The sequence below is a fragment of the Lacrimispora amygdalina genome, from assembly GCF_003432035.1.
GTDB lineage: Bacteria > Bacillota > Clostridia > Lachnospirales > Lachnospiraceae > Lacrimispora > Lacrimispora amygdalina.
Genome location: NZ_QOHO01000005.1, coordinates 44,153 through 68,577, shown reverse-complemented (window position 1 = coordinate 68,577; position 24,425 = coordinate 44,153). Strand labels below are relative to the sequence as shown.

Annotated in this window: 23 protein-coding genes; 20 read left to right on the top strand and 3 right to left on the bottom strand. The window is 44.7% G+C overall.

Annotation, left to right across the window (positions count from 1 at the left end; translation table 11 throughout):
• Nucleotides 1–11: 11 nt before the first annotated feature.
• The 5 genes from gltX (at nucleotide 12) to yedF (ending at nucleotide 5,084) form a co-directional block, all read left to right on the top strand.
• Nucleotides 12–1,472, top strand: coding sequence for a glutamate--tRNA ligase (gene gltX, locus DS742_RS01400; protein WP_117415251.1), 1,461 nt, complete (start codon nucleotides 12–14; stop codon nucleotides 1,470–1,472).
• Between the two features lie 82 nt (nucleotides 1,473–1,554).
• A complete protein-coding gene (locus DS742_RS01395; protein WP_170313331.1) occupies nucleotides 1,555–3,387 on the top strand; it encodes an ATP-dependent helicase in 1,833 nt (610 codons plus the stop codon).
• Between the two features lie 16 nt (nucleotides 3,388–3,403).
• Nucleotides 3,404–3,928, top strand: a complete 525-nt coding sequence (locus tag DS742_RS01390; protein WP_117415279.1) for a cob(I)yrinic acid a,c-diamide adenosyltransferase — start codon at nucleotides 3,404–3,406, stop codon at nucleotides 3,926–3,928.
• Nucleotides 3,929–4,035: 107 nt separating this feature from the next.
• Nucleotides 4,036–4,377: a DUF1292 domain-containing protein gene (locus DS742_RS01385; protein ID WP_117415250.1), complete on the top strand. Its 342-nt coding sequence runs from the start codon at nucleotides 4,036–4,038 to the stop codon at nucleotides 4,375–4,377.
• Between the two features lie 92 nt (nucleotides 4,378–4,469).
• Nucleotides 4,470–5,084: a sulfurtransferase-like selenium metabolism protein YedF gene (gene yedF / locus DS742_RS01380; RefSeq protein WP_117415278.1), complete on the top strand. Its 615-nt coding sequence runs from the start codon at nucleotides 4,470–4,472 to the stop codon at nucleotides 5,082–5,084.
• 43 nt (nucleotides 5,085–5,127) lie between these two features.
• On the opposite strand, the gene DS742_RS01375 is transcribed toward yedF, so the two are convergent.
• Nucleotides 5,128–5,697, bottom strand: coding sequence for a hypothetical protein (locus DS742_RS01375; RefSeq protein ID WP_117415249.1), 570 nt, complete (start codon nucleotides 5,695–5,697; stop codon nucleotides 5,128–5,130).
• Between the two features lie 100 nt (nucleotides 5,698–5,797).
• On the opposite strand from DS742_RS01375, the gene DS742_RS01370 reads away from it, so the two are divergent.
• The gene (locus DS742_RS01370) at nucleotides 5,798–7,201 is read left to right on the top strand and encodes an RsmB/NOP family class I SAM-dependent RNA methyltransferase (RefSeq protein ID WP_170313330.1); all 1,404 of its coding nucleotides are present in this window, start codon (nucleotides 5,798–5,800) and stop codon (nucleotides 7,199–7,201) included.
• On the opposite strand, the gene DS742_RS01365 is transcribed toward DS742_RS01370, so the two are convergent.
• Entirely contained in the window at nucleotides 7,164–8,087 is a 924-nt protein-coding gene (locus DS742_RS01365; RefSeq protein ID WP_117415248.1) for an RluA family pseudouridine synthase, read from the bottom strand. The two genes, DS742_RS01370 and DS742_RS01365, sit on opposite strands and share 38 nt — an antisense overlap.
• Before the next feature lie 86 nt (nucleotides 8,088–8,173).
• Between DS742_RS01365 and DS742_RS01360 the strand changes: the two genes are divergently transcribed.
• Entirely contained in the window at nucleotides 8,174–8,443 is a 270-nt protein-coding gene (locus DS742_RS01360) for a U-box domain-containing protein 56 (RefSeq protein WP_117415247.1), read from the top strand.
• A gap of 33 nt (nucleotides 8,444–8,476) precedes the next feature.
• Nucleotides 8,477–9,355 carry a YitT family protein gene (locus DS742_RS01355; protein ID WP_117415246.1) on the top strand — a complete coding sequence of 293 codons (879 nt, stop codon included), beginning with the start codon at nucleotides 8,477–8,479 and terminating at the stop codon, nucleotides 9,353–9,355.
• A 37-nt stretch (nucleotides 9,356–9,392) separates the two neighbouring features.
• Here the strand turns inward: DS742_RS01355 and DS742_RS01350 are convergent, their stop codons facing one another.
• Complete coding sequence (locus DS742_RS01350) at nucleotides 9,393–10,637, bottom strand: DNA polymerase Y family protein (protein ID WP_117415245.1); 1,245 nt, start codon at nucleotides 10,635–10,637, stop codon at nucleotides 9,393–9,395.
• A gap of 113 nt (nucleotides 10,638–10,750) precedes the next feature.
• On the opposite strand from DS742_RS01350, the gene DS742_RS01345 reads away from it, so the two are divergent.
• The 12 genes from DS742_RS01345 to DS742_RS01290 all read left to right on the top strand — a co-directional run bounded on the left by DS742_RS01345 (nucleotide 10,751) and on the right by DS742_RS01290 (nucleotide 24,407).
• Entirely contained in the window at nucleotides 10,751–12,073 is a 1,323-nt protein-coding gene (locus tag DS742_RS01345; RefSeq protein ID WP_117415244.1) for a D-alanyl-D-alanine carboxypeptidase family protein, read from the top strand.
• Nucleotides 12,074–12,153: 80 nt separating this feature from the next.
• On the top strand, nucleotides 12,154–12,996 hold the full coding sequence (locus DS742_RS01340) for a tyrosine-protein phosphatase (RefSeq protein ID WP_170313329.1): 843 nt from the start codon (nucleotides 12,154–12,156) through the stop codon (nucleotides 12,994–12,996).
• A gap of 25 nt (nucleotides 12,997–13,021) precedes the next feature.
• Nucleotides 13,022–13,867 carry a YitT family protein gene (locus DS742_RS01335; protein ID WP_117415242.1) on the top strand — a complete coding sequence of 282 codons (846 nt, stop codon included), beginning with the start codon at nucleotides 13,022–13,024 and terminating at the stop codon, nucleotides 13,865–13,867.
• 134 nt (nucleotides 13,868–14,001) lie between these two features.
• Nucleotides 14,002–14,586, top strand: a complete 585-nt coding sequence (locus DS742_RS01330; RefSeq protein WP_117415241.1) for a hypothetical protein — start codon at nucleotides 14,002–14,004, stop codon at nucleotides 14,584–14,586.
• Between the two features lie 273 nt (nucleotides 14,587–14,859).
• The gene (locus DS742_RS01325) at nucleotides 14,860–16,314 is read left to right on the top strand and encodes an acyl-CoA carboxylase subunit beta (RefSeq protein WP_117415240.1); all 1,455 of its coding nucleotides are present in this window, start codon (nucleotides 14,860–14,862) and stop codon (nucleotides 16,312–16,314) included.
• A 17-nt stretch (nucleotides 16,315–16,331) separates the two neighbouring features.
• Nucleotides 16,332–17,114 (top strand): OadG family transporter subunit, encoded by a 783-nt coding sequence (locus tag DS742_RS01320; RefSeq protein WP_117415239.1) that lies wholly within the window; start codon nucleotides 16,332–16,334, stop codon nucleotides 17,112–17,114.
• A gap of 19 nt (nucleotides 17,115–17,133) precedes the next feature.
• Nucleotides 17,134–17,511 (top strand): biotin/lipoyl-containing protein, encoded by a 378-nt coding sequence (locus tag DS742_RS01315; protein WP_117415238.1) that lies wholly within the window; start codon nucleotides 17,134–17,136, stop codon nucleotides 17,509–17,511.
• A gap of 56 nt (nucleotides 17,512–17,567) precedes the next feature.
• On the top strand, nucleotides 17,568–18,716 hold the full coding sequence (locus DS742_RS01310) for a sodium ion-translocating decarboxylase subunit beta (protein WP_117415237.1): 1,149 nt from the start codon (nucleotides 17,568–17,570) through the stop codon (nucleotides 18,714–18,716).
• 62 nt (nucleotides 18,717–18,778) lie between these two features.
• Nucleotides 18,779–20,191 (top strand): oxaloacetate decarboxylase subunit alpha, encoded by a 1,413-nt coding sequence (locus DS742_RS01305; RefSeq protein ID WP_117415236.1) that lies wholly within the window; start codon nucleotides 18,779–18,781, stop codon nucleotides 20,189–20,191.
• A gap of 162 nt (nucleotides 20,192–20,353) precedes the next feature.
• Nucleotides 20,354–22,084, top strand: a complete 1,731-nt coding sequence (locus tag DS742_RS01300) for an ABC transporter ATP-binding protein (RefSeq protein WP_117415235.1) — start codon at nucleotides 20,354–20,356, stop codon at nucleotides 22,082–22,084.
• On the top strand, nucleotides 22,081–23,937 hold the full coding sequence (locus tag DS742_RS01295) for an ABC transporter ATP-binding protein (protein ID WP_117415234.1): 1,857 nt from the start codon (nucleotides 22,081–22,083) through the stop codon (nucleotides 23,935–23,937). The genes DS742_RS01300 and DS742_RS01295 overlap by 4 nt, the downstream gene beginning before the upstream one ends.
• A 20-nt stretch (nucleotides 23,938–23,957) precedes the next feature.
• Nucleotides 23,958–24,407 carry a MarR family winged helix-turn-helix transcriptional regulator gene (locus DS742_RS01290; protein ID WP_170313328.1) on the top strand — a complete coding sequence of 150 codons (450 nt, stop codon included), beginning with the start codon at nucleotides 23,958–23,960 and terminating at the stop codon, nucleotides 24,405–24,407.
• Nucleotides 24,408–24,425 lie beyond the last annotated feature (18 nt).

The window sequence follows — 24,425 nt, the reverse complement described above, 5'->3', positions numbered from 1 at the left end:
GTGTGTTTATAATGAATCGAATTAGAACCAGATATGCCCCAAGCCCCACAGGACGTATGCACGTAGGGAATCTAAGAACTGCCATGTATGCGTACCTGATTGCAAAACATGAAGGAGGAGATTTCCTTCTCCGTATTGAGGACACCGACCAGGAACGTTTTGTTGAAGGTGCTGTGGAGATTATTTATAGAACATTGGAAGAAACCGGACTTGTTCATGATGAAGGACCGGATAAGGATGGCGGAGTTGGTCCTTACGTCCAGAGTGAACGTCATGCTCTTGGAATGTATCTTGACTATGCCAGAATGCTGGTGGAAAAAGGCGAAGCGTATTACTGCTTCTGTACCCAGGAACGCCTGGATACCTTGAAGAAAACGGTAGACGGACAGGAGATCATGATTTATGACAAGCATTGTCTGCACCTTTCAAAGGAAGAAGTACAGGCGAATCTGGCAGCAGGAATGCCGTATGTAATCCGTCAGAATAACCCGGTTGACGGAACCACCACATTCCACGATGAGATCTATGGAGATATCACCGTTGACAACTCCGAGCTTGATGATATGGTTCTGATTAAATCAGACGGATATCCAACTTATAATTTCGCCAATGTAGTCGATGACCACCTTATGGGAATCACCCATGTGGTAAGAGGAAACGAGTATTTATCCTCTTCTCCCAAATACAATCGTCTTTATGATGCATTTGGCTGGGAAGTTCCTGTTTACGTACACTGCCCTTTGATCACCAACGAGGAGCACAAGAAATTAAGCAAAAGAAGCGGCCATGCTTCGTATGAAGATTTAATTGAACAGGGATTTATCTCTGAGGCAGTCGTTAATTATGTTGCTTTACTTGGCTGGTCCCCGGTGGGAAACCAGGAGATTTTTTCTTTGGAGGAATTAATTAAAGAATTCGATTTCCGCAACATCAGCAAATCACCGGCTGTGTTTGATATGACCAAATTAAAGTGGATGAACAGCGAATATATGAAAGCCATGGACTTTGATAAGTTCTATGATATGGCAGAGCCTTATATCAAAGCGGTGATTAAAAAAGATCTGGATTTAAGAAAGATCGCTGCTATGGTTAAAACCAGGATCGAAGTATTCCCAGATATAGAAAATCATATTGATTTCTTTGAGGAACTCCCGGAATATGATTGTTCCATGTATTCCAATAAGAAGATGAAGACGGACAGCGAAACTTCCCTCGTACTGTTAAAGGAGATACTTCCTATTCTGGAGGCACAGGAGGATTACAGCAATGATGCGCTCTATGCAGCACTTTCCGCGTTTGTTTCTGAAAAGGGATTTAAGACAGGCTATGTGATGTGGCCCATCCGCACTGCTGTATCAGGCAAGCAGATGACTCCCGCAGGTGCGACGGAAATTATGGAGGTCCTTGGAAAAGAAGAATCCTTAAATCGAATCAGAAAAGGGATTGAACTTTTAAGCAAAGAGACTTTATAGATAAGAAGTGGAAAGCAGGGGGATGGTATATGACCGGACTCCTGCTTTTTCATTTTACACGGAGGATTACATGAAACGACAAGTGACCTATGAAGGCGCCCAGAAAGAAGCGGTTCTTCACCGGGATGGACCCATGTTAGTATTAGCTGGACCGGGATCAGGAAAGACCTTTACCATCACACACAGAGTCTGCCATCTGATTGAAGAATATAAAGTGGATCCTTCCCGTATTCTGGTCATCACATTTACAAAGGCTGCAGCCACGGAGATGAAGGAGCGTTTCGATGCATTGATGGGAGAGCCTGCCCCTTTCGTCAGTTTTGGAACGTTTCATGCCATATTTTTCCGTATCCTTAAATTTGCCTACCGCTATGATGCCAGGAATATTATAAGGGAAGACCAGAAAACCAGTTTTATCAAGGAAGAGATGGACCGCTGCGGTGTGGAAGTGGAGGATGAAGTGGAGTTTGTGACCTCTGTTTTATCAGAAATCAGTTCGGTGAAAGGAGATATGATTCCGTTAGATCATTATTATTCCAAAAACTGTTCTGAGGAGATATTTAAGCAGCTGTATCAGGGGTATGAAGACAGGCTGAGAAAATCAAACTTAATTGATTTTGATGACATGCTGGTGATGTGCCATGAGCTTTTCACCCAGAGAAAGGATATCCTTTCAGCATGGCAGAAGAAATACCAGTATATTCTGATTGATGAATTCCAGGATATCAACCGGGTTCAGTATGAAATTGTCCGTATGCTTGCAAAGCCCGAGGATAATCTTTTCATCGTGGGAGATGATGACCAGTCCATCTACCGCTTTCGGGGAGCAAAGCCGGAAATTATGCTGGGATTTGAAAAAGATTATAAAAATGCAAAGAAGGTGCTGTTAAATATGAATTACAGAAGCACCAGAGACATTGTGGAAACGGCTGGAAAGCTGATCGCACAGAACGAGATGCGTTTTTCTAAAAAAATCATAACGGAAAAAGGACCTGGGAAACCTGTAGTTACCAGAATGTGGAAGGATCCTCAGGAAGAAACCATGGAAATTGTCAGGGAGATTCTGGATTATGGAAGAGCAGGATATGAGCTCAGTGATATCGCTGTAATATACCGGACTAACTTAGGTCCCAGACTTCTGATTGAGAAGTTTATGGAATATAATGTTCCGTTTAGCACCAGAGATTCCGTACCTAATCTATATGACCACTGGATTGCCGGGAATCTGGTTTCCTATATGAAAACAGCCCTGGGAGACCGCCAGAGAGCCAATGTTCTCCAGATCATCAACCGTCCAAACCGTTACATAAGCAGGGATTCGCTGGAGGGCAGTCCGGTAAACTGGGAGTCTGTAAAATCTTTCTATCAGGATCGCGGATTTATGGTGGAGCGGATTGAGCAGCTGGAATATGATTTACGGATGATTAAAAACATGGCACCCGTGGCAGCCGTCAATTATATCAGGAAAGCGGTGGGATATGATGATTATTTAAAAGAGTATGCCCAGTACCGGAGAATGAAGCCGGAAGAACTTCTGGAAGTGGCGGACCAGCTGCAGGAAAGTGCGGCAGGCTTCCAGACTTTTGACCAGTGGTTTGTCCATATGAAAGAGTATGGGGAAGAACTTAATAACCGGGCAAAGTCGGGGCAGACAAAGGCTGAAGGCGTGGCACTGATGACGATGCACAGCTCCAAGGGACTGGAATATAAAATTGTCTATATTTTAGATGCCAACGAAGGGGTAACGCCTCATCATAAGGCGGTACTTTCCGCTGATTTAGAAGAGGAACGAAGGATGTTTTATGTGGCGATGACAAGGGCAGAGGAACGGCTTCATGTAAATTATGTCACGGAACGGTACGGAAAGAAGCAGGAGGTATCCCGCTTTGTAAGGGAGTATCTTGGTAAAAATTAAGGAGGGAATGGCTTTTATGGAATCTTGTGTTCACATTTACTGCGGAGATGGAAAAGGAAAAACGACGGCGGCCATCGGCCTGGCAGTCCGTGCCAGCGGATGTAATAAAAAGGTGCTGATCGCCCGTTTCCTAAAGACGGATCATTCCGGAGAGGTACTGGCGCTTCACTCTCTTTCCGGCATCACAGTCATACCCTGTGAACGGAGCTTTGGCTTTTTTACCAATATGACAGAGGAACAAAAGAAGGAAGCCGGAATTTATTATTCAGAACTTCTTGATGCAGTGCTTAAAAAAGCGGCAGAAGAATCCTTTGATCTGCTGGTTTTAGATGAAATTATGGCTGTGTGCAATTATGGGCTGGTGGATGAGGATAAGGTTCTCCGCTTTCTTACTGACAGACCAGAGAAACTGGAAGTGGTGCTCACAGGAAGAAATCCTTCCTCCAGGCTGGTTGATCAGGCTGATTATGTATCTGAAATAAAAAAGAGAAAACATCCCTATGACCGGGGTGTAAATGCCAGACGGGGAATTGAATATTAACCTGAATATTAAGGTCAAAATCCCTTGATTTTTGCCGGATTGTCTGATAGAGTGAAGAAAGGTGTAAACAAACACCTATATTAAGATAGAAAAAGAGAGGTATCAGGATGGCACAGGATCCTAATTTAGAGCGCGATGATATGGAACCCCAGGAGGAAATGACAGTGACACTGACCCTGGATGATGGATCAGAACTGGAGTGCGTTGTACTTACAATTTTCACAGCAGCTGAGAGAGACTACATCGCTCTGCTTCCTATGGAAGGCCCTGAGGCAGAAGAAGGAGAAGTTTATCTGTATCGTTATTCTGAGAAAGAAGACGGACAGCCGGATCTTGCAAATATCGAAGATGACGATGAATATGAGATCGTAGCAGATGCCTTTGATCAGTTGTTAGATGAAGCAGAATATGATGAACTGGTAGGCGAAGACGAGGAAGAAGAGAAATAAGAGAATTAAGAATGAAAAGTCGGGAAAGGTCCGGGATATGGAGCCGGTCCCGGCTTTTGATTTTATTGAATAGAAGAACAGGAGATGGAAGCATGGATAAGATAGTTGATGCCAGAGGACTGGTGTGTCCGCAGCCGGTGATAAAGACCAGGGAAGCCATGAAAGATATGACAGAAGGTACTCTGACCATTTTGGTTGATAATGAGATTGCAGTTCAAAACGTAATGAAACTGGGTAATTATTCAGGGTTTAATCCTACTTCCCAAAAGCTGTCAGAAGCGGAATATCAGGTAGTGTTTTACATGAAAAAAGGAGCGGTGACGTTACAGCACAATGCTTTAGAAGAGGAATGCGTACCTGACAGCCGAAAGAAAGGTCTGGTTGCTGTGATTTCCTCTGATCAGATGGGAACCGGAAGTGAAGAGCTTGGCCGCATTCTGATGAAAGGCTTTGTTTATGCCATGACCCAGTTAGAGGAACTGCCTGAAACCATACTGCTTTACAATGGAGGTGCCAGGCTTTCAACCATGGGTTCTGCATCTTTAGAAGATTTAAAGACACTGGAAGCGCAGGGCGTAGAGATTTTAACCTGCGGAACCTGTCTGAATTACTATGGACTGTCAGAAAAACTCTGTGTCGGTACTGTCACGAACATGTATGAGATAACAGAAAAAATGGCAGGCGCCCGCCTCGTTATCAGGCCGTAACAGCAAACGGCTCTCATCCTGACTGCGCTTTGATTCTTTATAATCATTGATGGTTCCACATGATGCCAGGGCTGAACACCTTTAAATAAAGCTTATGCAGCAAAAAGGTGCCTGATAAAACAAAGAATATCTCAAGAACAGAACTGACGATACCGGTCAGGAAAAAGAGTGCAGCACAAACCGCTGTAATGATCAGAAGACTCATAAAATAAGAACGATAGACAGCCTGATTCATGCAGAAAAGTTTCCAAATCACCAGATACAGACTGATCAGAAGTGAAATAGAGGCTGCAAATGACAAAAACACATGAAGAACCGCGTGAAAAGGCTGTGAATCTGGCAGGTACGGAGTCGTAACGGCCAGGGCTAAAAGAAGGAGGGCAGAAGTGGTGAATGCTGTCTCCTTTTTATTTCTGGGAAGAGTGCGGATAATTCGTTTTAATATATAATAAAAATAAGTACCAACGATAATACCCCATAGGAGAAACAGATTTTTTCTGTCAGCCAGACTTCCAAGAACGGAAAAATTAAGGGTAAACCAGTTGGTTCCCCAGGCAAATAATATAGTATAAACAGGGATGATAATATAAGCGGTTATGGTTAAAATTGTCATAAGACACCTCCCGGTATTTCTTTCCTATAGTTTGCCACTAACTTGAAAAAATAACATAGAATTATGGGGATTTTAAAAATAGACAGGAAGAGGAATAAGAATGATTCAGTTACCGGATAAATTTATGGAAAAGATGGAAGGACTGCTGGGGGATGAATACCGGGCTTTTCTAAAAAGCTATGAGGAGGACCGGGCTTTGGGTCTCAGGATCAATCCCTTAAAGGCCGAGCCCCTGGAATTTGTTAAGAATTCCCCTTTTTTGCTTGAACCGGTTCCCTGGGCATCAGAAGGTTTTTATTACAAGGCCGGACAACGGCCGGGAAAGCATCCCTATCATGAAGCCGGCGTTTATTACATTCAGGAACCAAGTGCCATGGCAGTGGTTGAACTTTTAGATCCAAAGCCGGGAGAAAAGATTCTGGATCTATGTGCGGCTCCCGGCGGTAAAACCACACATATTGCAGGTAAATTAAAAGGAGACGGTTTCCTCCTGAGCAATGAGATTCATCCCGCCAGGGCAAAAATTCTGGCTCAGAATGTAGAGCGTATGGGAATTAGCAATGCTGTAGTTACCAACGAGGATTCCCAGTCCCTCTCCCTTAAATTTCCTGAGTTTTTTGACCGGATTGTGGTGGATGCACCCTGCTCTGGGGAAGGAATGTTCCGTAAGGATGAGGCTGCCAGGCTGGAATGGAGCCCGGATCATGTGGCTGTGTGTGCCAGGAGACAGAACGAGATTCTCTTTCACGCTGCAGAGATGTTAAAGCCGGGTGGAACCATGGTTTATTCCACCTGCACTTTTTCACCGGAAGAAAATGAACAGGTGATGGAAGGTTTTTTACTTTCCCATCCCGATTTTTCCATTGTGGACAGAGGTAAACGTCCGGGACTTTCTCCCGGAATGGCGCTATGGAGCAAAACGGGGTCAGAAGAACTAAAAAAGACGTATCGCATCTGGCCTCACAAGTCAGAGGGTGAGGGTCATTTTCTGGCAGTATTAAAAAGAGGCGGGGAAGCAGGTCCTGAGAGAAAGAGGTCCTGTCCATCCTATTTAAAGGATAAATCTGTGTGGAAAGAAGCGGAGGTGTTTTTAAAGGAGCTGCTTGTAAAGCCGGAAGTTTTTACAGACAGGAAAGAGTATATACTGTTTGGAGAACAGCTCTACCTTCTTCCGCCGGAAATGATTGATTTAAAAGGAATAAAAACAGTTCGTCCGGGACTTCATATGGGAACCATAAAAAAGAACCGGTTTGAACCTTCCCATGCACTGGCTCTCTGTTTAAAAAAGGAAGATGTTCTTCAGTGGGCAGACATACCGTCAGATCATGAAGATATGATGAAATATTTAAAAGGGCAGACCCTTTCTGCCCCCTTTTCCTGGCCGGCCAGACTGGAGCAGAAAGGCTGGGTGCTTATCTTGACAGATGGTTTTTCCATCGGGTTTGGGAAACTGGCGGCCGGAATTCTTAAAAATCATTATCCCAAAGGCCTTCGGTGGATGTAATTCCGATAAACTGCATGTCTGCCGGAAGGGCTGCTTCGAAAAAAAGAGGAACTCTGGTAACCGGATGAATGAAATCCAGCCGGAAGGAGTGGAGTGACTGCCGTTTTATGTAACGGTAATCCGGATTGTAAAGAAAATCACCTGGAAGAGGATGGCCGATGGATTTTAAATGAACCCGGATCTGGTGGGTGCGCCCGGTTTCAAGGCGGAGTCCTGCGAGTGAGTGATTTGTAGCAGGATCATAGAAAAGACGCTGAAAAAAGGTTCTTGCGGGATCTCCGTTAACCGGGTCCACACAGCGCTCTATAGTAGAGTCGTGGGTCCGGGCAATGGGAGAGTCGATAATTCCTTCTATAGGAAGCTCACCCTGAACAACAGCAAGATACCGTCTGTGAATTTCATGTCTTTTTACCATATCAGACAAAATGCAGGCGCTTAACGGGTTTTTGGCAACAATTAAAAGACCGGTGGTATCACGGTCCAGCCGGTTGATTGCGCGAAAGGTGAAAGACTCCTGCTTTTCTTTAAAGTACCAGGCCAGTCCGTTGGCCAGGGTGTTGTCGAAGTTACCCTGTGAAGGGTGAATGGGAACGCCGGATGATTTATTGATAACCAGAAGATGCTCATCTTCAAACAGGATATCTATGGGCATCCTGGCTGGAACAATATGTTCAGAATTTTTCTCATCAGGAAAGGTAATGGTTAGCGTTTCCCCGGATATCAGTCTGTGCGTGGTATATACTGCCCTGCCACCGGCTGTGATCGCATTCTCCGTATTGCGTAAGTACCGGATGAGACTTTGGGAGTATCCCTGTTCTAAGAGATACCGTTCTATGGTTTTCTCGTTTGATGCTTCTGTGATTGTATAGTTCATGGTCATTTTCATAAGCCGATTCTATCATGAAGGAACATGATTGACAAGAAGGGACTTGAGAGTATAATTAATTTGTAAAACGGAAAGGGGGATATCACATGTTTAACGAAGAAACGTATGAGGAACTGGAATCAGAGTTTGAAAAAAATCATATCGAGGAAGAAGTAGAAGAGGTTTTGCTTGATCTGGCGGAAGCGCTGGCAGATAAGGGAATTCTGGATAAAGAATTGAATTTGACGGAATCCTATGGTAAGACACAGATCGTTGCAACCGGAATCTGCACCGACGAGGATGGAGAGGTCAGTGTTTTAATTAAGCAGATAAAGATCGGGAAAAAAGAATTTGAGATTAATGATTATTTTCTGTAAAACAATTGGCAGAGAAACGGAGGAAGTATACACATGAAGGGAGACCGTGATAAATATTCCCCAAGAGAGCTTGGCATTGACTTGTTATGTGATCTTGTGGGAGCATTTTTATTTAATGTGGGAATCTATAACTTTGCTGTTAATGCACAGTTTGCACCGGTAGGAGTGTCAGGTATTGCGCTCATTTTGCGCTATCTGTTCGGACTTCCTATGGGTATTACCAGCATTGTATTAAATATCCCCATTATACTGGTCAGCTATAAACTTCTTGGACGAAGCTTCCTCCTCCGTTCCATGAAAAGTATGCTGATCTTTGCGCTGGTTCTGGATTATGTTGTGCCCATGCTGCCGGCCTATCAGGGAAATCCTCTCTATGCATCTGCATGTACAGGTATTTTTTCCGGATTGGGTTTAACCATTGTGTATTTGAGAAACTGTTCCACTGGAGGGACTGATTTCCTGGTCATGGCCATCAGAAAGATGTTTCCCCATCTCACCATCGGGAAGATCTCCCTTGTGGTGGATGCCGTTGTAATCCTGGCAGGCGGACTGGTGTTTCGAAACATCGATGCAGTTATTCTCGGTCTGGTTTCCTCCATCGTTACAACCATGGTAATTGATAAAATCATGTATGGTTTAGGAGCCGGCAAGCTGGTATTTGTAGTTACCTCCCATGAGGCAGAGGTGGCTTGTAAAATCGAAGAGGCAACCGGCAGAGGCAGCACTTTCTTAAAAGGCCAGGGCTCTTTCACTAAAAATGAAAAGAATGTGGTTATGTGCGCATGCAATAACTCCCAGGTTGTCTCAGTCCGCAGGGCGGTCCATGAGACGGACAAGGATGCATTCCTCATTATAACCGATTCCAATGAAGTTTATGGGGAAGGCTTTAAACCCATAAACGGGCAGTTTTAACTGATTATAGTGGCAGGCAGGAAAGGAGTGGAGAGCATTATTTTCTCATATGCTTCTCCTTTCCCGCTGCATGATCCACCATCCGGTCCTTTTGTAAAAAACTGGCTCTCTTCACGCTGTCGGTACCAAATTTGCTGCGGATATGATCCACAGCTTTTTCCATCTCTTTTATCTTTCTGGATTGTTCTGACTCAAATAAGTTCATCTGCATATAACCCTCATCTGAAATCTTTGTCGTGCGGACTCCTAACAGACGCAGAGGTGTCCTGTCCCAAAATTCTTCCAGCAGCCTGCATGCGTGTTCATAAATGACACTGGTGGAATCCGTAGGACTGTTTAACGTGGTCTGATGGGTCTGGGTATGAAAGTCCCAATCCTTGATCTCCACACAGACGCAGTCACACATCACGTGATCTCTCCGCAGCCTGGCCCCCACCGTCTCGCTTAAGGATAAAAGGATGTAGCGGGCAGTTTCCATGTCTTCGACATCTTTTGACAGTGTGGTGCTGTTACCGTAGCCTTTATTCGCCGGTTCCCGGTGGGCGACAGGGGAAGAATCGATTCCACATGCATAGCCGTGGATTAAAACCGCATATTTTTCCCCGAGAAGGTGCTTTAAATACTTTACATCGCAGGCAGCCAGCTGCCCGATGGTATGAATGCCGATGCTCTCAATCTTCTGTCTGGCGGAATGTCCGACAAAGAACAATTCTCCAATAGGAAGGGGCCACATCTTCGTTTTAATCTCATGGGCAAAAAGGGTATGGCAGAGATTTGGTTTTTTAAAATCAGATGCCATCTTGGCCAGCAGCTTGTTAGGGGCAATGCCGATGTTCACCGTAAATTTCAGTTCCTGCCAGACTCTCTCCCGTATTAAATTGGCAGTATCAAGGGGAGAGCCGAATAAATGGATGGTTGAGGTCATGTCGAGAAACGCTTCGTCAATGCTGAACTGTTCAATATCCGGAGTATAGTCGGACAGGAGGTCCATCAGCCTTCGGGAATATTCCAGATAGATATCGAAGCGGGCAGGAACCACAGTGAGTCCCGGACATTTGCGAAGTGCCTGGGCGATGGGTTCTCCGGTTGTGATTCCATAGTCTTTGGCAGGCATGGATTTTGCCAGCACGATTCCGTGTCTTGACTGGGCATCACCGCCCACTGCAGAGGCTATCGTCCGTAGATCAAGGTCTTCTGGATTCTGCCTTAAGCGGTCTGCGGATTCCCAGCTTAAAAATGCAGAGTTTACATCAATATGGAAAATGAGTGGCTCCGTTGACATATCCGATTCTCCTTTTTTCTTTTATTATACCGAAAATACGTTCGGAAAGTAAAGGGGAATAATTAAAAAATACGCGGAATAGGATAAAATAAAGTCAAGGGGGAGGCTCTTTTATGAGGCAAGCCAAAGGAATACTCCTGGCAGCAGCAGGACTCGCGCTGTTTTTTCTTATAGGAACATTTGCGGGTAAGCTGGCAGAAAAAGAGACCGTTAAAAACCATACATCAGTGACTTCAGAAGAAGCGGATCATAAAAAACCATTGCAGACAACCGATGAACTGAATCTTTATGCCCAGTCAGCAGTATTAATGGATGCCTCGTCCAACCGGATTTTATACGGGAAAAACGAGGAACTGGTGCGTCCCATGGCCAGTACCACAAAAATCATGACCTGTATTATTGCTCTTGAAAACGGCAATCTGTCTGATCCGGTAACTGCCAGCCAGAATGCGGCAAACCAGCCCAAGGTTCATTTGGGAGTTTATAAAGGAGAAACAATCTGTTTAAAAGATTTACTTTACAGTCTGATGCTTGAGTCCCACAACGATGCAGCCATGATGATTGCAGAGCATATAGGAGGAAGCAGAGAGGGATTTGCAAAGCTCATGAATCAGAAAGCGAAGGAGTTAGGGTGCAGCAATACATACTTTATTACCCCCAACGGCCTGGACGCAAAGGAAGAAAAAGACGGAGAAATAAAAGAGCATGCTACCACTGCGGCTGATTTAGCCAGAATCATGAATTACTGTATCGGTGAATCTCCAAAAAGCAGGCAATTCCTGGAAATAACGGGAACACAGAACTATTCCTTTACGGATGTAAATGGTAAAAGATCCTTTAGCTGCACAAACCACAACGCCCTTTTAAATTCCCTGGGCGGGGCATTTTCCGGGAAAACAGGATTTACCGGCGGGGCAGGCTACTCCTATGTGGGAGCTGTTAAAAGCGACGGAAGAATCTTTACCATCGCTCTTTTAGGCTGCGGCTGGCCTCCCCATAAAACCTGGAAATGGTCCGATGCCAGAAAGCTGTTTCAGTATGGTATGGACCGGTTCCATTACCGGGATGTATATGAAGAAGTAAAGCTGCCTAAAGTGCTGATAAATGAAGGGATTCCCTTAACAGGAGGGCTTGACCGGCCAGTTTTAATAGCCTGTGCCATGGCAGATGACAGGGAGAAAAGCATCAAGCTTCTGCTGGCAGATGATGAGAAGGTGACAGTAAAGACCAGCGTTCCAGATAAGTTAGAGGCTCCTGTTAAAAAAGGGCAGGCAGTGGGTGCTGTTACATACTGGTTAAATGGCAAAGCAGTAAAGGAGTTTCCGGTTTATTTAACAGAAGGGACAAAACGCCTGACTGTTTACTGGTGCTTTAAAAATATTATTACCCGCTATCTTTCCATGCCGGGATTTACGGAAATACTCGCTTCCTCTTGAAGTTAAATTATGATATACTTGACAAAATACAATTTCCTACGACGTAATGTACTGCAGGAAAAATGGGAGGAAATGATAAAATGAATGAGAAAAATACCGGTTCCATGGGGAGAATAAAGCTTGAGAAGCTGCATAATACCAGAGATTTAGGCGGATTAGAAACCCAGGACGGAAAGAGGATACTGCCTAAAAGGCTGATCCGGAGCGGAACCTTATACGAGGCAACCGGTGAAGATATCCGGATATTATCTGATGGGTGCGGCCTTGGAACCGTCATTGATTTCAGAACAGCGACGGAAAGAAAGCAGAAGCCGGATCCTGAAATGCCGGGAGTCCGTAATATATTCAATCCCATTCTTGACGAAAAGACAGTGGGGATTACCTTTGAAGAAGAACAGGAGGCAGAGGAAGGGGAACCTGATGCAATAAAATCAATCCTTCTCCATGCCTCTTCCTTAGGGGGAAAGCCGGAATCGTATGTGGACAGGCTTTACGAAGATCTTGTTTTAAATGACCATGCCGCATACTCCTATTCCAGGTTTTTCGATCTTTTGCTGGAAGCAGATGACAGGGCGGTTCTATGGCACTGCACAGCAGGAAAGGACAGGGTGGGAGTAGGGACTGCACTGCTTCTTACTGCACTTGGGGTTCAGCGGGAAACCATTATAAAGGATTTCGTAAAGACCAATGATTATGTTATGGAGCAGGTGAATCTCACCTGTTGCCTGATTGAAAAGGAGACTGGGGACAGAGGCCTTGCAGACTGTGTCAGAGTATTATTTACTGTTTCGGAGTCTTATATTCTACGAGCTTTTTCTTCCATAGAACAGTCCTTTGGAACCATAGACCAGTATCTGACACAACGGCTGTTTGTGACTCAGGAAAAAAGGGATGCGCTCAGAGCAAAGTTTTTAGCGCAATAAGTATACGAAAGGAAGTTACTGAAGTATGAATTTGAAAAAAATAGCTGCGGTGCTGGCAGGAAACACCGTATATGCGCTTGCTGTTTCCCTGTTTATTCTTCCGAACGGGCTGATTACAGGAGGTACGACAGGCCTCGCTTTAGTTGCCCATGCAAAACTTGGAATTTCAATTGCTCTGTTTGTAGGGGTATTTAATATCATCATGTTTGCAGCCGGCGCATTTGTACTTGGAAAGGCGTTTGCACTGACAACCTTAATCAGTACCTTCTATTATCCGTTTATTCTGGGGATTTTTGAGAATCTTTTTGGCAATATGGTCATTACCCAGGACCGAATGCTTGCGACCGTTTTTTCAGGACTTTTAATCGGTGCGGGTATCGGCATGGTAATACGGGCTGGAGCGTCCACAGGAGGCATGGATATACCGCCTCTCATCATTAATAAAAAGTGGAATTTGTCAATTTCTCTCACAATGTCGTTATTTGACTGCCTGATACTTCTCTCCCAGATGATATTTTCCGGCATGGAGCAGATCCTGTATGGAATTCTTCTTGTTCTTTTATACACCATGGTTCTGGATAAAGTTCTTATGACTGGCCGGAATCAGATGCAGGTAAAGATCATCAGTAAAAAATATGACCAGATCAGCCATGAGATACAAAGGCGGATGGACAGAGGAACCACACTGCTTGCCAGTGAAGGAGGCCATTTAAGGGAATCCTCTTTTGCTGTTCTCACTGTGATTTCAGGCAGGCAGCTGTCTAAGCTGAATGAACTGGTTCTCGAACTGGATCCTCATGCTTTTATGATTATCAACCAGGTAACAGAGGTGAGGGGAAGAGGCTTTACGCTTCATAAAGAATACAAATAATTAAAAATGCGGACAAATATCTTACGGAAAAATGACTAAGGTTTACGGTTTTGGAAACTCTATTGACTTCCAATCTTTACCGGTGCTATACTGTGCCCGAAGCAGTAAATGGACGCAGGGAGGAACGAAAAAAGATGCTCAGGAAAAGATTCGGTATCATTTGTTTTGTCATTGCACTGGCTGTATCTTTTGCAGCCGGCTGCGGAAAAAAGGGAGATTCAACCGCCGGTTCCAAAGCTGCGCAGATGACTGAATCGGAGACTGCGGCCAGCATTATGGAAGAATCCTTGACGGAAAGCGGTACAGAAGGAACGGCTGATTCCCAGGAAGAAGAGCCGGGCGCACTTACGGACGATCAGGGAGAACCGCTGGCTGACGAGACCTATAAGGGACCGGGAAAGCAGGCGGAAGCCTTTGCGGAAAAAATACAGGAAGCAGTTTCAGACCGGAATTTAGAGGCGCTGGCAGAACTTATTACCTATCCATGTGTATTTATTAACGGTGATCAGGAAACAATACTCTTAAAAAAGCAGGAGGATCTCTTAAAGCAGAATCCGGATATGGTGTTTGGGGATGATTTAATGGTTTCTGTGGCCAAGGTGGATACAGCTACACTTAAGAAAACCGAAGAAGGTATCGTGCTGGGAGAGGGAGCATCCAGGATTATATTCCAGGAAACGCCCGAGGGAAGCATCGGAATCACGGAAATTAAAGAATGACTTTGTATACAACATACAAAAAAGTTCGACAAAAATGTACAAAATGCCGGAAAAATCTACACCAATCGATAAAATGCCAACGGAAATTAGGAGCAAGAGACAATGGATTGTAAGAAATCCATAGTTTTTTGCTCTTTTTTTACTAAAAAGAACTTGAAATATCTTGTGATTAATTATACAATTATAATTGGCAGAAATTGGTGTTATTATATAGTCTTATCGTTATTTTTATAACGGAGGCTATGCAAATATTACAAAATGGAGGATTGCAAAATGAGTAATTCAACACAAACATCAGCAAGTAACCGAATTCACGCTTTGCTTGATGAAAACAGTTTTGTTGAAGTCGGCGGTTATGTAACAGCAAGAAGCACTGACTTTAACATGACAGCAAGGGAAACTCCTTCTGACGGTGTTATTACCGGCTACGGTACCATCGGGGGCTGCCTTGTGTATGTGTACAGCCAGGACTCTTCTGTTTTCGGAGGGGCTGTAGGAGAGATGCATGCTAAAAAAATTACACGACTTTACACCATGGCTATGAAGATGGGAGCACCGGTGATCGGTTTGGTCGACTGTGCCGGATTAAGACTTCAGGAGGCAACAGATGCCTTAAATGGCTTTGGTGAGATTTATATGAGCCAGACTTTAGCATCAGGAGTGGTACCCCAGATCATGGCGGTCTTCGGCACCTGCGGCGGCGGAATGGCTGTCTCTGCAGCTATGGCAGATTTCACTTTTATGGAAGGAAAGTCTGCAAAGCTGTTTGTCAATTCACCCAATGCCATTCAGGACAACTATACGGAAAAACTAAATACCGCTTCCGCTGGATTTCAGAGCAGGGAAGCAGGACTGGTAGATTTTATCGGAGAGGAAGAAGAGATTTTTGATAATATCAGAACCCTTGTTACGATTTTACCTGCCAATAGCGAGGATGACATGTCTTACGATGAGTGCACGGATGATTTAAACCGGGTATGTTCCGACTTGGCTAACTATGTTGGAGATACGAAAATTGCGCTCACACAGATTTCTGATAATCATTTCTTTATGGAGACCAGGAAAGAATATGGCTCCTCTATGGTTACCGGCTTTATCCGTTTAAACGGTATTACTGTGGGCTGTGTTGCCAATCGAACAGAATCCTATGACGACAATGGTTTAAAGACGATGTCCTATGAAGCGAAATTAACGGGTCAAGGCTGTGAGAAGGCGGCTGAATTCGTTGGTTTCTGTGACGCATTTGACATCCCGCTTCTCACTCTGGTGAACGTAACCGGGTATGAGAACACAACAGGATCTGAAAAAACCATTGCTAAGGCAGCAGCAAAACTCACTTATGCATTTGCTAACGCAACCGTACCGAAAGTAACCGTTGTGATTGGACAGGCACTGGGAAGTGCTTATCTTACCATGAACAGCAAATCCATCGGTGCTGATATTGTATATGCATGGCCGGAATCAGCAATAGGAATGATGGATCCGGTTGAGGCTGCAAAGATCATGTATGCGGATGAGATCGCAAAAGGAGAAGACGGAAAGGCAGTGATGGAGGAGAAGGCGGAAAGCTACCGTGCCCTTCAGTCCAGTGCACTTTCAGCAGCAAAAAGAGGATATGTTGATGATATCATTGATGCCAGTGAAACAAGAGCCAGAGTGATCGCTGCATTTGAGATGTTATTCACAAAGAGAGAGGATCGTCCGGCGAAAAAACATGGCACGATATAGAATGAGGTGACAGGTATATGAAATTAAATTTGAAACGAGCAGTAGTGGGTCTTACTATGGCAGTCTGCCTCTTTTCATTATCTGCATGCGGTGCTGCCGGTACTAAATCCGAAGGCATCGATGCTGATATGAAAGCGCAGCTTGAGCAGATTCCCGTCGCCTCGTATCTGGAGCTGTACACCGGTCTTGAGGACAAAGATACCGAGCAGATGAGAAAGAGCCTGGCTAAAAAGGATGAGGTGGCTGCGCTGGCAGAGGGAATCGATTCCTGGAATAATGTAAAGGGTGATTTAGGCGGTTTTGTTTCGGCTTCGGATTCTGTAAAATTGGAAGAGAGCAAGGATGGATACACTGCTACGGTCAATACCGTATTTGAAAAGAGAAATATGGATTTCACCGTAACCTTTGACCATAAGCTTTCCAAGATAACCGGTGTTGCATTTATTCCACAGTATAATATAGCTGAAAAGATGGAAAAGGCCGGTTTTAATACACTGATGGGAATGGGAACGGTATTTGTGGTATTGATCTTTATCAGTCTGCTGATTGGCGGGTTCCGTTATATCAGTATATTTGAAGAGAAAATGCTTAATAAGGGAAAAGGACCGGAGACAAAGGTGGCTGCTGAAGCCGAACCGGTATTTGCCACACCCCTTGCTAAGGAAGATGAGCTGAAGGATGATCTGGAACTGGCCGCTGTAATAACAGCAGCGATTGCAGCATCTGAAGGAGTTTCACCAAGCGGCCTTGTTGTCCGTTCCATTAAACGTGCAGCAGCCGGTAATTGGAAAAAAGCATAAAATCAGGAGGATTGTCATCATGAAAAATTATAAAATTACAGTGAATGGTAATGTTTACGATGTAACCGTAGAAGAAACAACTGGTACAGCAGCAGCATCTGCTCCGGCAGCGGTATCCGCTCCCGTTAAAACAGCAGCTCCCGCTGCAGCACCTAAGAAAGAGACCGCAAAAGGACCGGAAGGTTCCGTAAAAGTAACTGCACCCATGCCAGGTAAGATTCTTGGTGTTAAGGTAAGTGCAGGACAGTCTGTAAAAAAAGGCGAAGTCCTTCTTGTTCTGGAAGCCATGAAGATGGAGAACGAAATCGTAGCACCTTCCGATGGAACAATTGCCAGCGTTCAGGCAGCTGTGGGTGATTCCGTAGAAGCAGGCGCAACTTTGGCTACATTAAACTAGTACGGAAAGATCCGCTAAAACAATAAATAGCGCGGATTCCTTATGGAGGGATTAACATGGATTATATTAGTAATACATTCACCAATCTTCTTCAGCAGACCGCATTCTTCAACCTGACTGCAGGTAACATGCTTATGATCCTCGTCGCTTTTCTGTTTTTATATCTGGCGATTCGTAGAGGATTTGAACCCCTGCTTCTGGTGCCGATTTCCTTTGGTATGCTGCTTGTAAATATCTATCCGGATATTATGAAAGAAGTTGGAGCGGATGGTGCCGGCGGCGGACTGCTGCAATATTTCTTTAAACTGGATGAATGGGGGATTCTTCCTCCGCTTATCTTCATGGGTGTTGGAGCCATGACAGACTTTGGCCCTCTGATTGCAAACCCTAAGAGCTTTCTGTTAGGGGCAGCAGCCCAGTTTGGCATTTATACCGCATATTTTCTGGCGATTTTTTTGGGATTCAGCGATAAAGCAGCAGCGGCGATCTCCATTATCGGAGGTGCAGACGGTCCTACGTCTATTTTCCTGGCAAGTAAACTGGGAATGACTTCACTGATGGGCCCCATTGCAGTTGCAGCTTATTCCTATATGGCACTGGTTCCGATTATACAGCCGCCGATTATGAAACTTCTCACAACTGAGAAGGAGCGGAAAATTAAGATGGAACAGCTCCGGCCGGTATCCAAGCTTGAGAGAATTCTGTTCCCGATAATCGTAACGACTGTTGTTTGTATGATCCTGCCAACAACTGCTCCTTTGGTCGGTATGCTGATGCTTGGTAATTTATTTAAAGAATCCGGAGTCGTAAAACAGTTAACGGAGACTGCATCCAATGCATTGATGTATATTGTGGTTATTCTTCTTGGTACATCAGTAGGTGCAACCACCAGTGCGGAAGCGTTCTTAAATTCCAATACACTTAAAATTGTTTTCCTGGGTCTGGTTGCATTTTCATTTGGAACAGCTGCAGGTGTTTTGTTCGGAAAGATCATGTGCAAGCTGACAGGAGGCAAAGTGAATCCGCTCATCGGTTCCGCCGGTGTATCCGCAGTTCCCATGTCAGCCCGTGTATCCCAGAAGGTGGGAGCTGAGGCTGATCCGACGAACTTCCTGCTGATGCATGCCATGGGGCCAAACGTAGCCGGTGTTATCGGTACTGCGGTTGCAGCCGGTACATTCATGGCTATTTTCGGAGTGAAATAATATGACCGGAGAATACAATTTCCGGCAGCAAAGTAAATGAACTATAACCAGGAGGTAAGAAAATGGCAGATATAGAAAAAAAGCCGGTTAAGATTGTAGAGACAGTTCTTCGTGACGCTCATCAGTCTTTGCTTGCTACAAGAATGACAACTGAACAGATGCTTCCGATCGTGGGGAAGATGGACCAGGTTGGTTATTATGCAGTTGAATGCTGGGGCGGTGCTACCTTTGATTCATGCCTGCGCTTCTTAAAAGAAGATCCCTGGATGAGACTGAGAAAACTGAAAGACGGATTTAAAAACACAAAACTGCAGATGCTGTTCCGCGGTCAGAATATTCTGGGATACAATCATTATGCTGATGATGTAGTGGAATATTTTGTTCAGAAATCCATTGCAAACGGTATTGATATCATTCGAATATTTGACTGTCTGAATGATATGCGCAACTTGCAGACTGCAGTGACTGCCTGTAATAAAGAAAAAGGTCATGCCCAGGTTGCCTTAAGTTATACACTGGGTGATTCCTATACTCTGGACTACTGGAAAGACATTGCAAAGAGAATTGAGGACATGGGTGCAGATTCCATCTGCATTAAGGATATGGCCGGACTTTTAACACCGTATAATGCTGATGTTCTGGTTCGAGCATTAAAGGAATCAACCAAACTTCCGATTGACCTTCATACCCATTATACATCCGGTGTTGCTTCCATGACCTATTTGAAGGCAGTAGAAGCAGGCTGTGATATTATCGATACGGCAATGTCACCACTGGCTTTAGGTACCAGCCAGCCAGCGACTGAAGTTATGGTGGAAACCTTCCGTGGAACGCCTTATGATACAGGATATGACCAGAACCTGCTGGCTGAGATTGCAGCTCACTTCCAGCCAATCAGGGAAGAAGCATTAAAGAGCGGCCGGTTAAATCCCAAGGTGCTGGGTGTGGATATTAAGACACTGCAGTATCAGGTACCAGGCGGTATGCTTTCCAACCTTGTAAGCCAGTTAAAGGAAGCAGGACAGGAAGATAAATATTTACAGGTATTAGAAGAGGTTCCAAGAGTAAGAGCCGATTTTGGTGAGCCGCCTCTTGTTACTCCGTCTTCCCAGATTGTAGGAACCCAGGCTGTTTTAAATGTAATCAGCGGTGAGCGCTACAAGATGGTAACCAAGGAGACCAAAAAAATTCTTATGGGTGAATTCGGACAGACAGTAAAGCCATTTAATCCGGAAGTTCAAAAAAAGATTATTGGTGATGAAACGCCGATTACCTGCCGTCCGGCTGACTTAATTGCACCGCAGCTTCCTCAGTTTGAGAAAGAATGTGCACAGTGGAAACAGCAGGATGAGGATGTTCTGTCCTATGCCCTGTTCCCCAGTGTTGCTAAGGAATTCTTTGAATACCGCGCAGCACAGCAGACAGGTGTGGATTCCACTCTGGCTGATAAGCAGAATAAGACATATCCCGTTTAATAAACTTAAAAAATCAGGCCTGGAATGCCCCGTTACGGGGGCGCGCCGGGCCTGATTTTTTGACGGAATTTTTATTGACATTTCCGTCAGAGAGAATATAATAGTTGTATAGTCAATAGTTGCAAATACAATTATTGTAATAATCAATGTGGAGAAAAGAAAATGAATAATCTGCTGCATTATGCCAAAAAGTACAGAAATGAATTGATTCTTGCAATTATCTGCATCGAGGCCGAGACCGTATTTGAACTGATCATACCGATGATAATGGCGGACATTATTGATGTAGGTGTTGCAAGCGGCAACAAAAGCTACATTTTGATGAAGGGAGGACAGATGATTGCCTTTGCAGCAGTTGCTCTTTTACTGGGGCATGCCTGCGCCCGTCTTACTGCAGTCTGCGGCAATGGAATTGGTGCTGAGATCCGAAAAGCGGAATTTCAGAAGATGCAGACGTATTCCTTTGCCAACACGGACCGTTTCAGCACATCATCCCTGGTAACAAGGCTGACCAGTGATGTTACCACCATCCAGAATTCCATAACCAATGGAATGCGTCCTGGATTTCGTTCTCCTGTAATGATGCTTACAGCACTGGTCGTGTCGTTCCGGCTGAATGCCCGTCTGGCTATGGTATTTTTTATTGCCGCTCCCCTGCTGGCAGTGATCTTATTTTTTATTATTAAGAATGTAAGACCTCTTTATGGGAAAATGCAGGGCGCCATGGATTTTGTAAACCGTACCATACAGGAGAACTTAAGAGCCATCCGTGTGGTAAAGGCTTATGTCCGGGGAGATTATGAGACGGAAAAATTCGCAGAGGTCAATACATATTTAAAAAATACCTCTGAGCGTTCCTTTTCACTGGCAGCTCTTAATATGCCTGCCATGCAGTTTATCATGTACGGAACTATTTTAAGCATTCTTTGGTTTGGTGGGAACCTTGTAATTGGAGAACATATGAAGGTGGGCGCACTTACCAGCTTTTTAAGCTATGTGCTACAGGTCCTGAATTCTCTTATGATGTTTTCCAATGTGTTTTTGTTATTTACCAGATCCCTGACTTCCTGGAGAAGAATTTCAGAAGTTCTTGTGGAAGAACCCGCGATCCGCGATGACCGTGCTTCCGACTTGGAGATTACCATGGGAGGCATACAATTTGATCATGTATATTTTAAATACAGGGAAACTGCAAAAGAGTATGTGCTTTCGGATATATCCTTTGAGATTCTGCCAGGGCAGACAGTGGGAATCATCGGGCAGACCGGTGCTGCAAAAAGCACGCTGGTCCAGCTGATACAGCGGCTGTATGAGATAAACTCGGGGGAAATTCGGATAGACGGACAGCCGATTTATCAGTATACCCAGGATCATTTAAGGGAAGCCATTGGTATGGTTTTACAGAAAAACACGTTATTTTCAGGAACAGTGAGAGAAAACCTTTGCTGGGGAAAAGAGAATGCTTCTGACGATGAGATCAAAGAAGCATGCCGGATTGCCTGTGTGGACGAATTTATTGACCGTCTGGAAGATGGATATGATACAGTTCTGGGACAGGGAGGCGTTAATCTCTCCGGCGGGCAGAAGCAGAGGCTGTGCATAGCAAGGGCGATCTTAAAAAAACCGAGAATCCTGATTCTGGACGATTCAACAAGTGCACTGGATACAGCCACGGAGCAGAAGATCAATGACGGATTAAAAGATGCGCTTCCGGATATGACCAAGATTATAATCAGTCAGAGAATCTCTTCCGTTTCCCATGGAGACCAGATTATTGTTTTGGATGACGGCAGAGTAAATGCGGTCGGTACCCATGAAGAACTCTTAAGGGATAATGAAATCTACAGGGATATCTTTGAATCCCAGCAGAAAGGAGGGGGGCTTTCCTCATGAAACAGACAGGACGTGCAAGACCAAAGGATGCAAAAAAGACCCTGATCCATCTGTTAAACTACATTGGGCACTACAGGTTTTCCATTTTGCTGATCGCAGTTCTGGTATGCATCAGTGCATTTTCCGGAATTATGGGTACCTATCTTTTAAAACCGGTAATAAACCGCTATATTATTCCGGGAGATATTCCCGGGCTGATCCGTATGATTTTTATCATGGGCTGTCTGTATCTGGCTGGAGCACTATCCTGTCTGATTTACAGCAGAATGATGGTTCATGTTTCCCAGCAGGTAGTGAGTGAGATCCGGATGGATTTATTCCGTCACACGCAGAAGCTTCCTCTTGTTTTTTTTGATACCCACACCCACGGAGAGCTGATGAGTCATTTTACCAATGATGTGGATACCATCTCGGAAGCGTTAAACAACAGTTTTACGCTGCTGATTCAAAGCTTCATTACTTCTACAGGAACCATCATCATGCTTTTGGTTCTTGATGTACGTCTTTCCCTGATTGTTGTTTTCTTTCTTACAGTCATGCTGCTTTATATCCGCCATAACGGAACGATAAGTAAAAATTACTTTGCAAAGCAGCAGAGGAATCTTGGAAGCATCAATGGTTTTGTGGAAGAAATGGTGGAAGGGCAGAAAGAGGAAAAGATTTTCCGCCATGAAAAGCAGGATTTTGAAAAGTTTTGTGAGTTAAATGAAGCACTTCGGATTTCCTCTACAAAAGCAGCCATTTACACAGGTATTACAGTTCCCACAATTGTTGCGCTGTCTTATTTTAACTATGCAGTATCTGCCTGTGTGGGAGGTTTGTTTGCAATCTCAGGGCTGATTAATCTGGGCACTTTAGCCTCCTATCTGGTATATGTAAGACAAAGCGCCATGCCCATGAACCAGTTTACCATGCAGATTAATTTCCTGATGGTAGCGCTGGCAAGTGCGGAGAAAATCTTTCTGATGATGGAAGAAGAACAGGAAGTGGACGAAGGTAACGTAACGCTTGTAAAGGCCGGAGAAGGGGAGAATGGAATTCTTGTGGAATCCCAGGTTTATACAGGACGTTTTGCATGGAAGCTGCCTGATGAAAAAGATGGATACCGGCTGGTGCCTCTTAAGGGAGATGTTCGTTTTCATGAAGTTGTTTTTGGCTACAAACGGGAACACCCCATATTGAACGGAATCAGCCTGTACGCAAAGCCTGGCCAGAAAATTGCTTTTGTGGGCTCTACCGGAGCGGGAAAAACCACCATCATCAATCTGGTCAACCGGTTCTATGAATTAAATGAAGGGCTGATTACCTATGATGGAATTGATATACGCCAGATAAAAAAGGATGATTTAAGGCGTTCCATTTCCCTGATTGTCCAGGATACTCATTTATTTACGGGCACGATTGCCGATAATATAAGGTATGGAAGGCTGAATGCGGCTGAGGACGATGTACGGGAGGCTGCAAGAATTGCAAATGCGGATTCCTTTATCAGAAGACTTCCTGCCGGCTACGATACTCTGCTTGAAAATGACGGCAGCAATTTATCACAGGGGCAGAGACAGTTAATCGCCATTGCCCGGGCTGCCATATCCCGCCCGCCTGTGCTGGTGATGGATGAGGCCACCAGTTCCATTGATACGCGGACCGAAAAGCTGATTGAGAAGGGCATGGATACACTGATGAAAGGCCGGACCGTGTTTGTCATTGCCCACAGACTTTCAACTGTCCGGAACTCCCACGCCATTTTAGTTCTGGAAAGAGGAGAGATCATTGAACGTGGAAATCATGAAGAACTGCTTGCAGAGCAGGGAAAATATTATCAGCTCTATACAGGTCAGTTTGAACTGGAATAAAAGAAAGAAGGAGGCAGATTGTGAAGAAACAAAATATCAGGGAACTGCTGGTGCGGGGGGAAAAGGCAAGGAAGCAGATCTTTTTCCCGCTGTTGTCTGATCTGGGGCTGACGCCCGGCCAGGGGCAGGCAAAAATATTATATCATCTTCAGCAGGAGGACCGCATTACCCAGAAAGAACTGGCAGACCGATGCAGAATTGATGCTGCAGCAATGTCAAGAAACATTGATAAGCTGGAGGGACTGGGGCTGCTTGTCAGGGAGAGCAATCCTGACTGCAGGAGGTCATTTTCCATCTGCCTGACAGAGAAGGGATATGAGGAAGCGAGGGAAATACGGAAAGTATTTGAGCAGTTCGAGGAGATTGTCAGTGAGGGAATCTCTCAGGCAGATATTGATGTATTTTACAGAGTTATGGAGCATATGTGCGTTAATCTGGAGCGTTTTGATGCCGGAGGCAGAGAAGAATGACAAAAGACTTTCTCTTCA

What these genes read in the sequence shown, in the direction of transcription:
- gltX (WP_117415251.1), top strand. Translation starts at nt 12, where the DNA reads ATGAATCGAATTAGAACCAGATATGCCCCAAGCCCCACAGGACGTATG.
- DS742_RS01390 (WP_117415279.1), top strand. Translation starts at nt 3,404, where the DNA reads ATGGAATCTTGTGTTCACATTTACTGCGGAGATGGAAAAGGAAAAACG.
- DS742_RS01385 (WP_117415250.1), top strand. Translation starts at nt 4,036, where the DNA reads ATGGCACAGGATCCTAATTTAGAGCGCGATGATATGGAACCCCAGGAG.
- yedF (WP_117415278.1), top strand. Translation starts at nt 4,470, where the DNA reads ATGGATAAGATAGTTGATGCCAGAGGACTGGTGTGTCCGCAGCCGGTG.
- DS742_RS01375 (WP_117415249.1), bottom strand. Translation starts at nt 5,697, where the DNA reads ATGACAATTTTAACCATAACCGCTTATATTATCATCCCTGTTTATACT.
- DS742_RS01370 (WP_170313330.1), top strand. Translation starts at nt 5,798, where the DNA reads ATGATTCAGTTACCGGATAAATTTATGGAAAAGATGGAAGGACTGCTG.
- DS742_RS01365 (WP_117415248.1), bottom strand. Translation starts at nt 8,087, where the DNA reads ATGAAAATGACCATGAACTATACAATCACAGAAGCATCAAACGAGAAA.
- DS742_RS01360 (WP_117415247.1), top strand. Translation starts at nt 8,174, where the DNA reads ATGTTTAACGAAGAAACGTATGAGGAACTGGAATCAGAGTTTGAAAAA.
- DS742_RS01355 (WP_117415246.1), top strand. Translation starts at nt 8,477, where the DNA reads ATGAAGGGAGACCGTGATAAATATTCCCCAAGAGAGCTTGGCATTGAC.
- DS742_RS01350 (WP_117415245.1), bottom strand. Translation starts at nt 10,637, where the DNA reads ATGTCAACGGAGCCACTCATTTTCCATATTGATGTAAACTCTGCATTT.
- DS742_RS01345 (WP_117415244.1), top strand. Translation starts at nt 10,751, where the DNA reads ATGAGGCAAGCCAAAGGAATACTCCTGGCAGCAGCAGGACTCGCGCTG.
- DS742_RS01340 (WP_170313329.1), top strand. Translation starts at nt 12,154, where the DNA reads ATGAATGAGAAAAATACCGGTTCCATGGGGAGAATAAAGCTTGAGAAG.
- DS742_RS01335 (WP_117415242.1), top strand. Translation starts at nt 13,022, where the DNA reads ATGAATTTGAAAAAAATAGCTGCGGTGCTGGCAGGAAACACCGTATAT.
- DS742_RS01330 (WP_117415241.1), top strand. Translation starts at nt 14,002, where the DNA reads ATGCTCAGGAAAAGATTCGGTATCATTTGTTTTGTCATTGCACTGGCT.
- DS742_RS01325 (WP_117415240.1), top strand. Translation starts at nt 14,860, where the DNA reads ATGAGTAATTCAACACAAACATCAGCAAGTAACCGAATTCACGCTTTG.
- DS742_RS01320 (WP_117415239.1), top strand. Translation starts at nt 16,332, where the DNA reads ATGAAATTAAATTTGAAACGAGCAGTAGTGGGTCTTACTATGGCAGTC.
- DS742_RS01315 (WP_117415238.1), top strand. Translation starts at nt 17,134, where the DNA reads ATGAAAAATTATAAAATTACAGTGAATGGTAATGTTTACGATGTAACC.
- DS742_RS01310 (WP_117415237.1), top strand. Translation starts at nt 17,568, where the DNA reads ATGGATTATATTAGTAATACATTCACCAATCTTCTTCAGCAGACCGCA.
- DS742_RS01305 (WP_117415236.1), top strand. Translation starts at nt 18,779, where the DNA reads ATGGCAGATATAGAAAAAAAGCCGGTTAAGATTGTAGAGACAGTTCTT.
- DS742_RS01300 (WP_117415235.1), top strand. Translation starts at nt 20,354, where the DNA reads ATGAATAATCTGCTGCATTATGCCAAAAAGTACAGAAATGAATTGATT.
- DS742_RS01295 (WP_117415234.1), top strand. Translation starts at nt 22,081, where the DNA reads ATGAAACAGACAGGACGTGCAAGACCAAAGGATGCAAAAAAGACCCTG.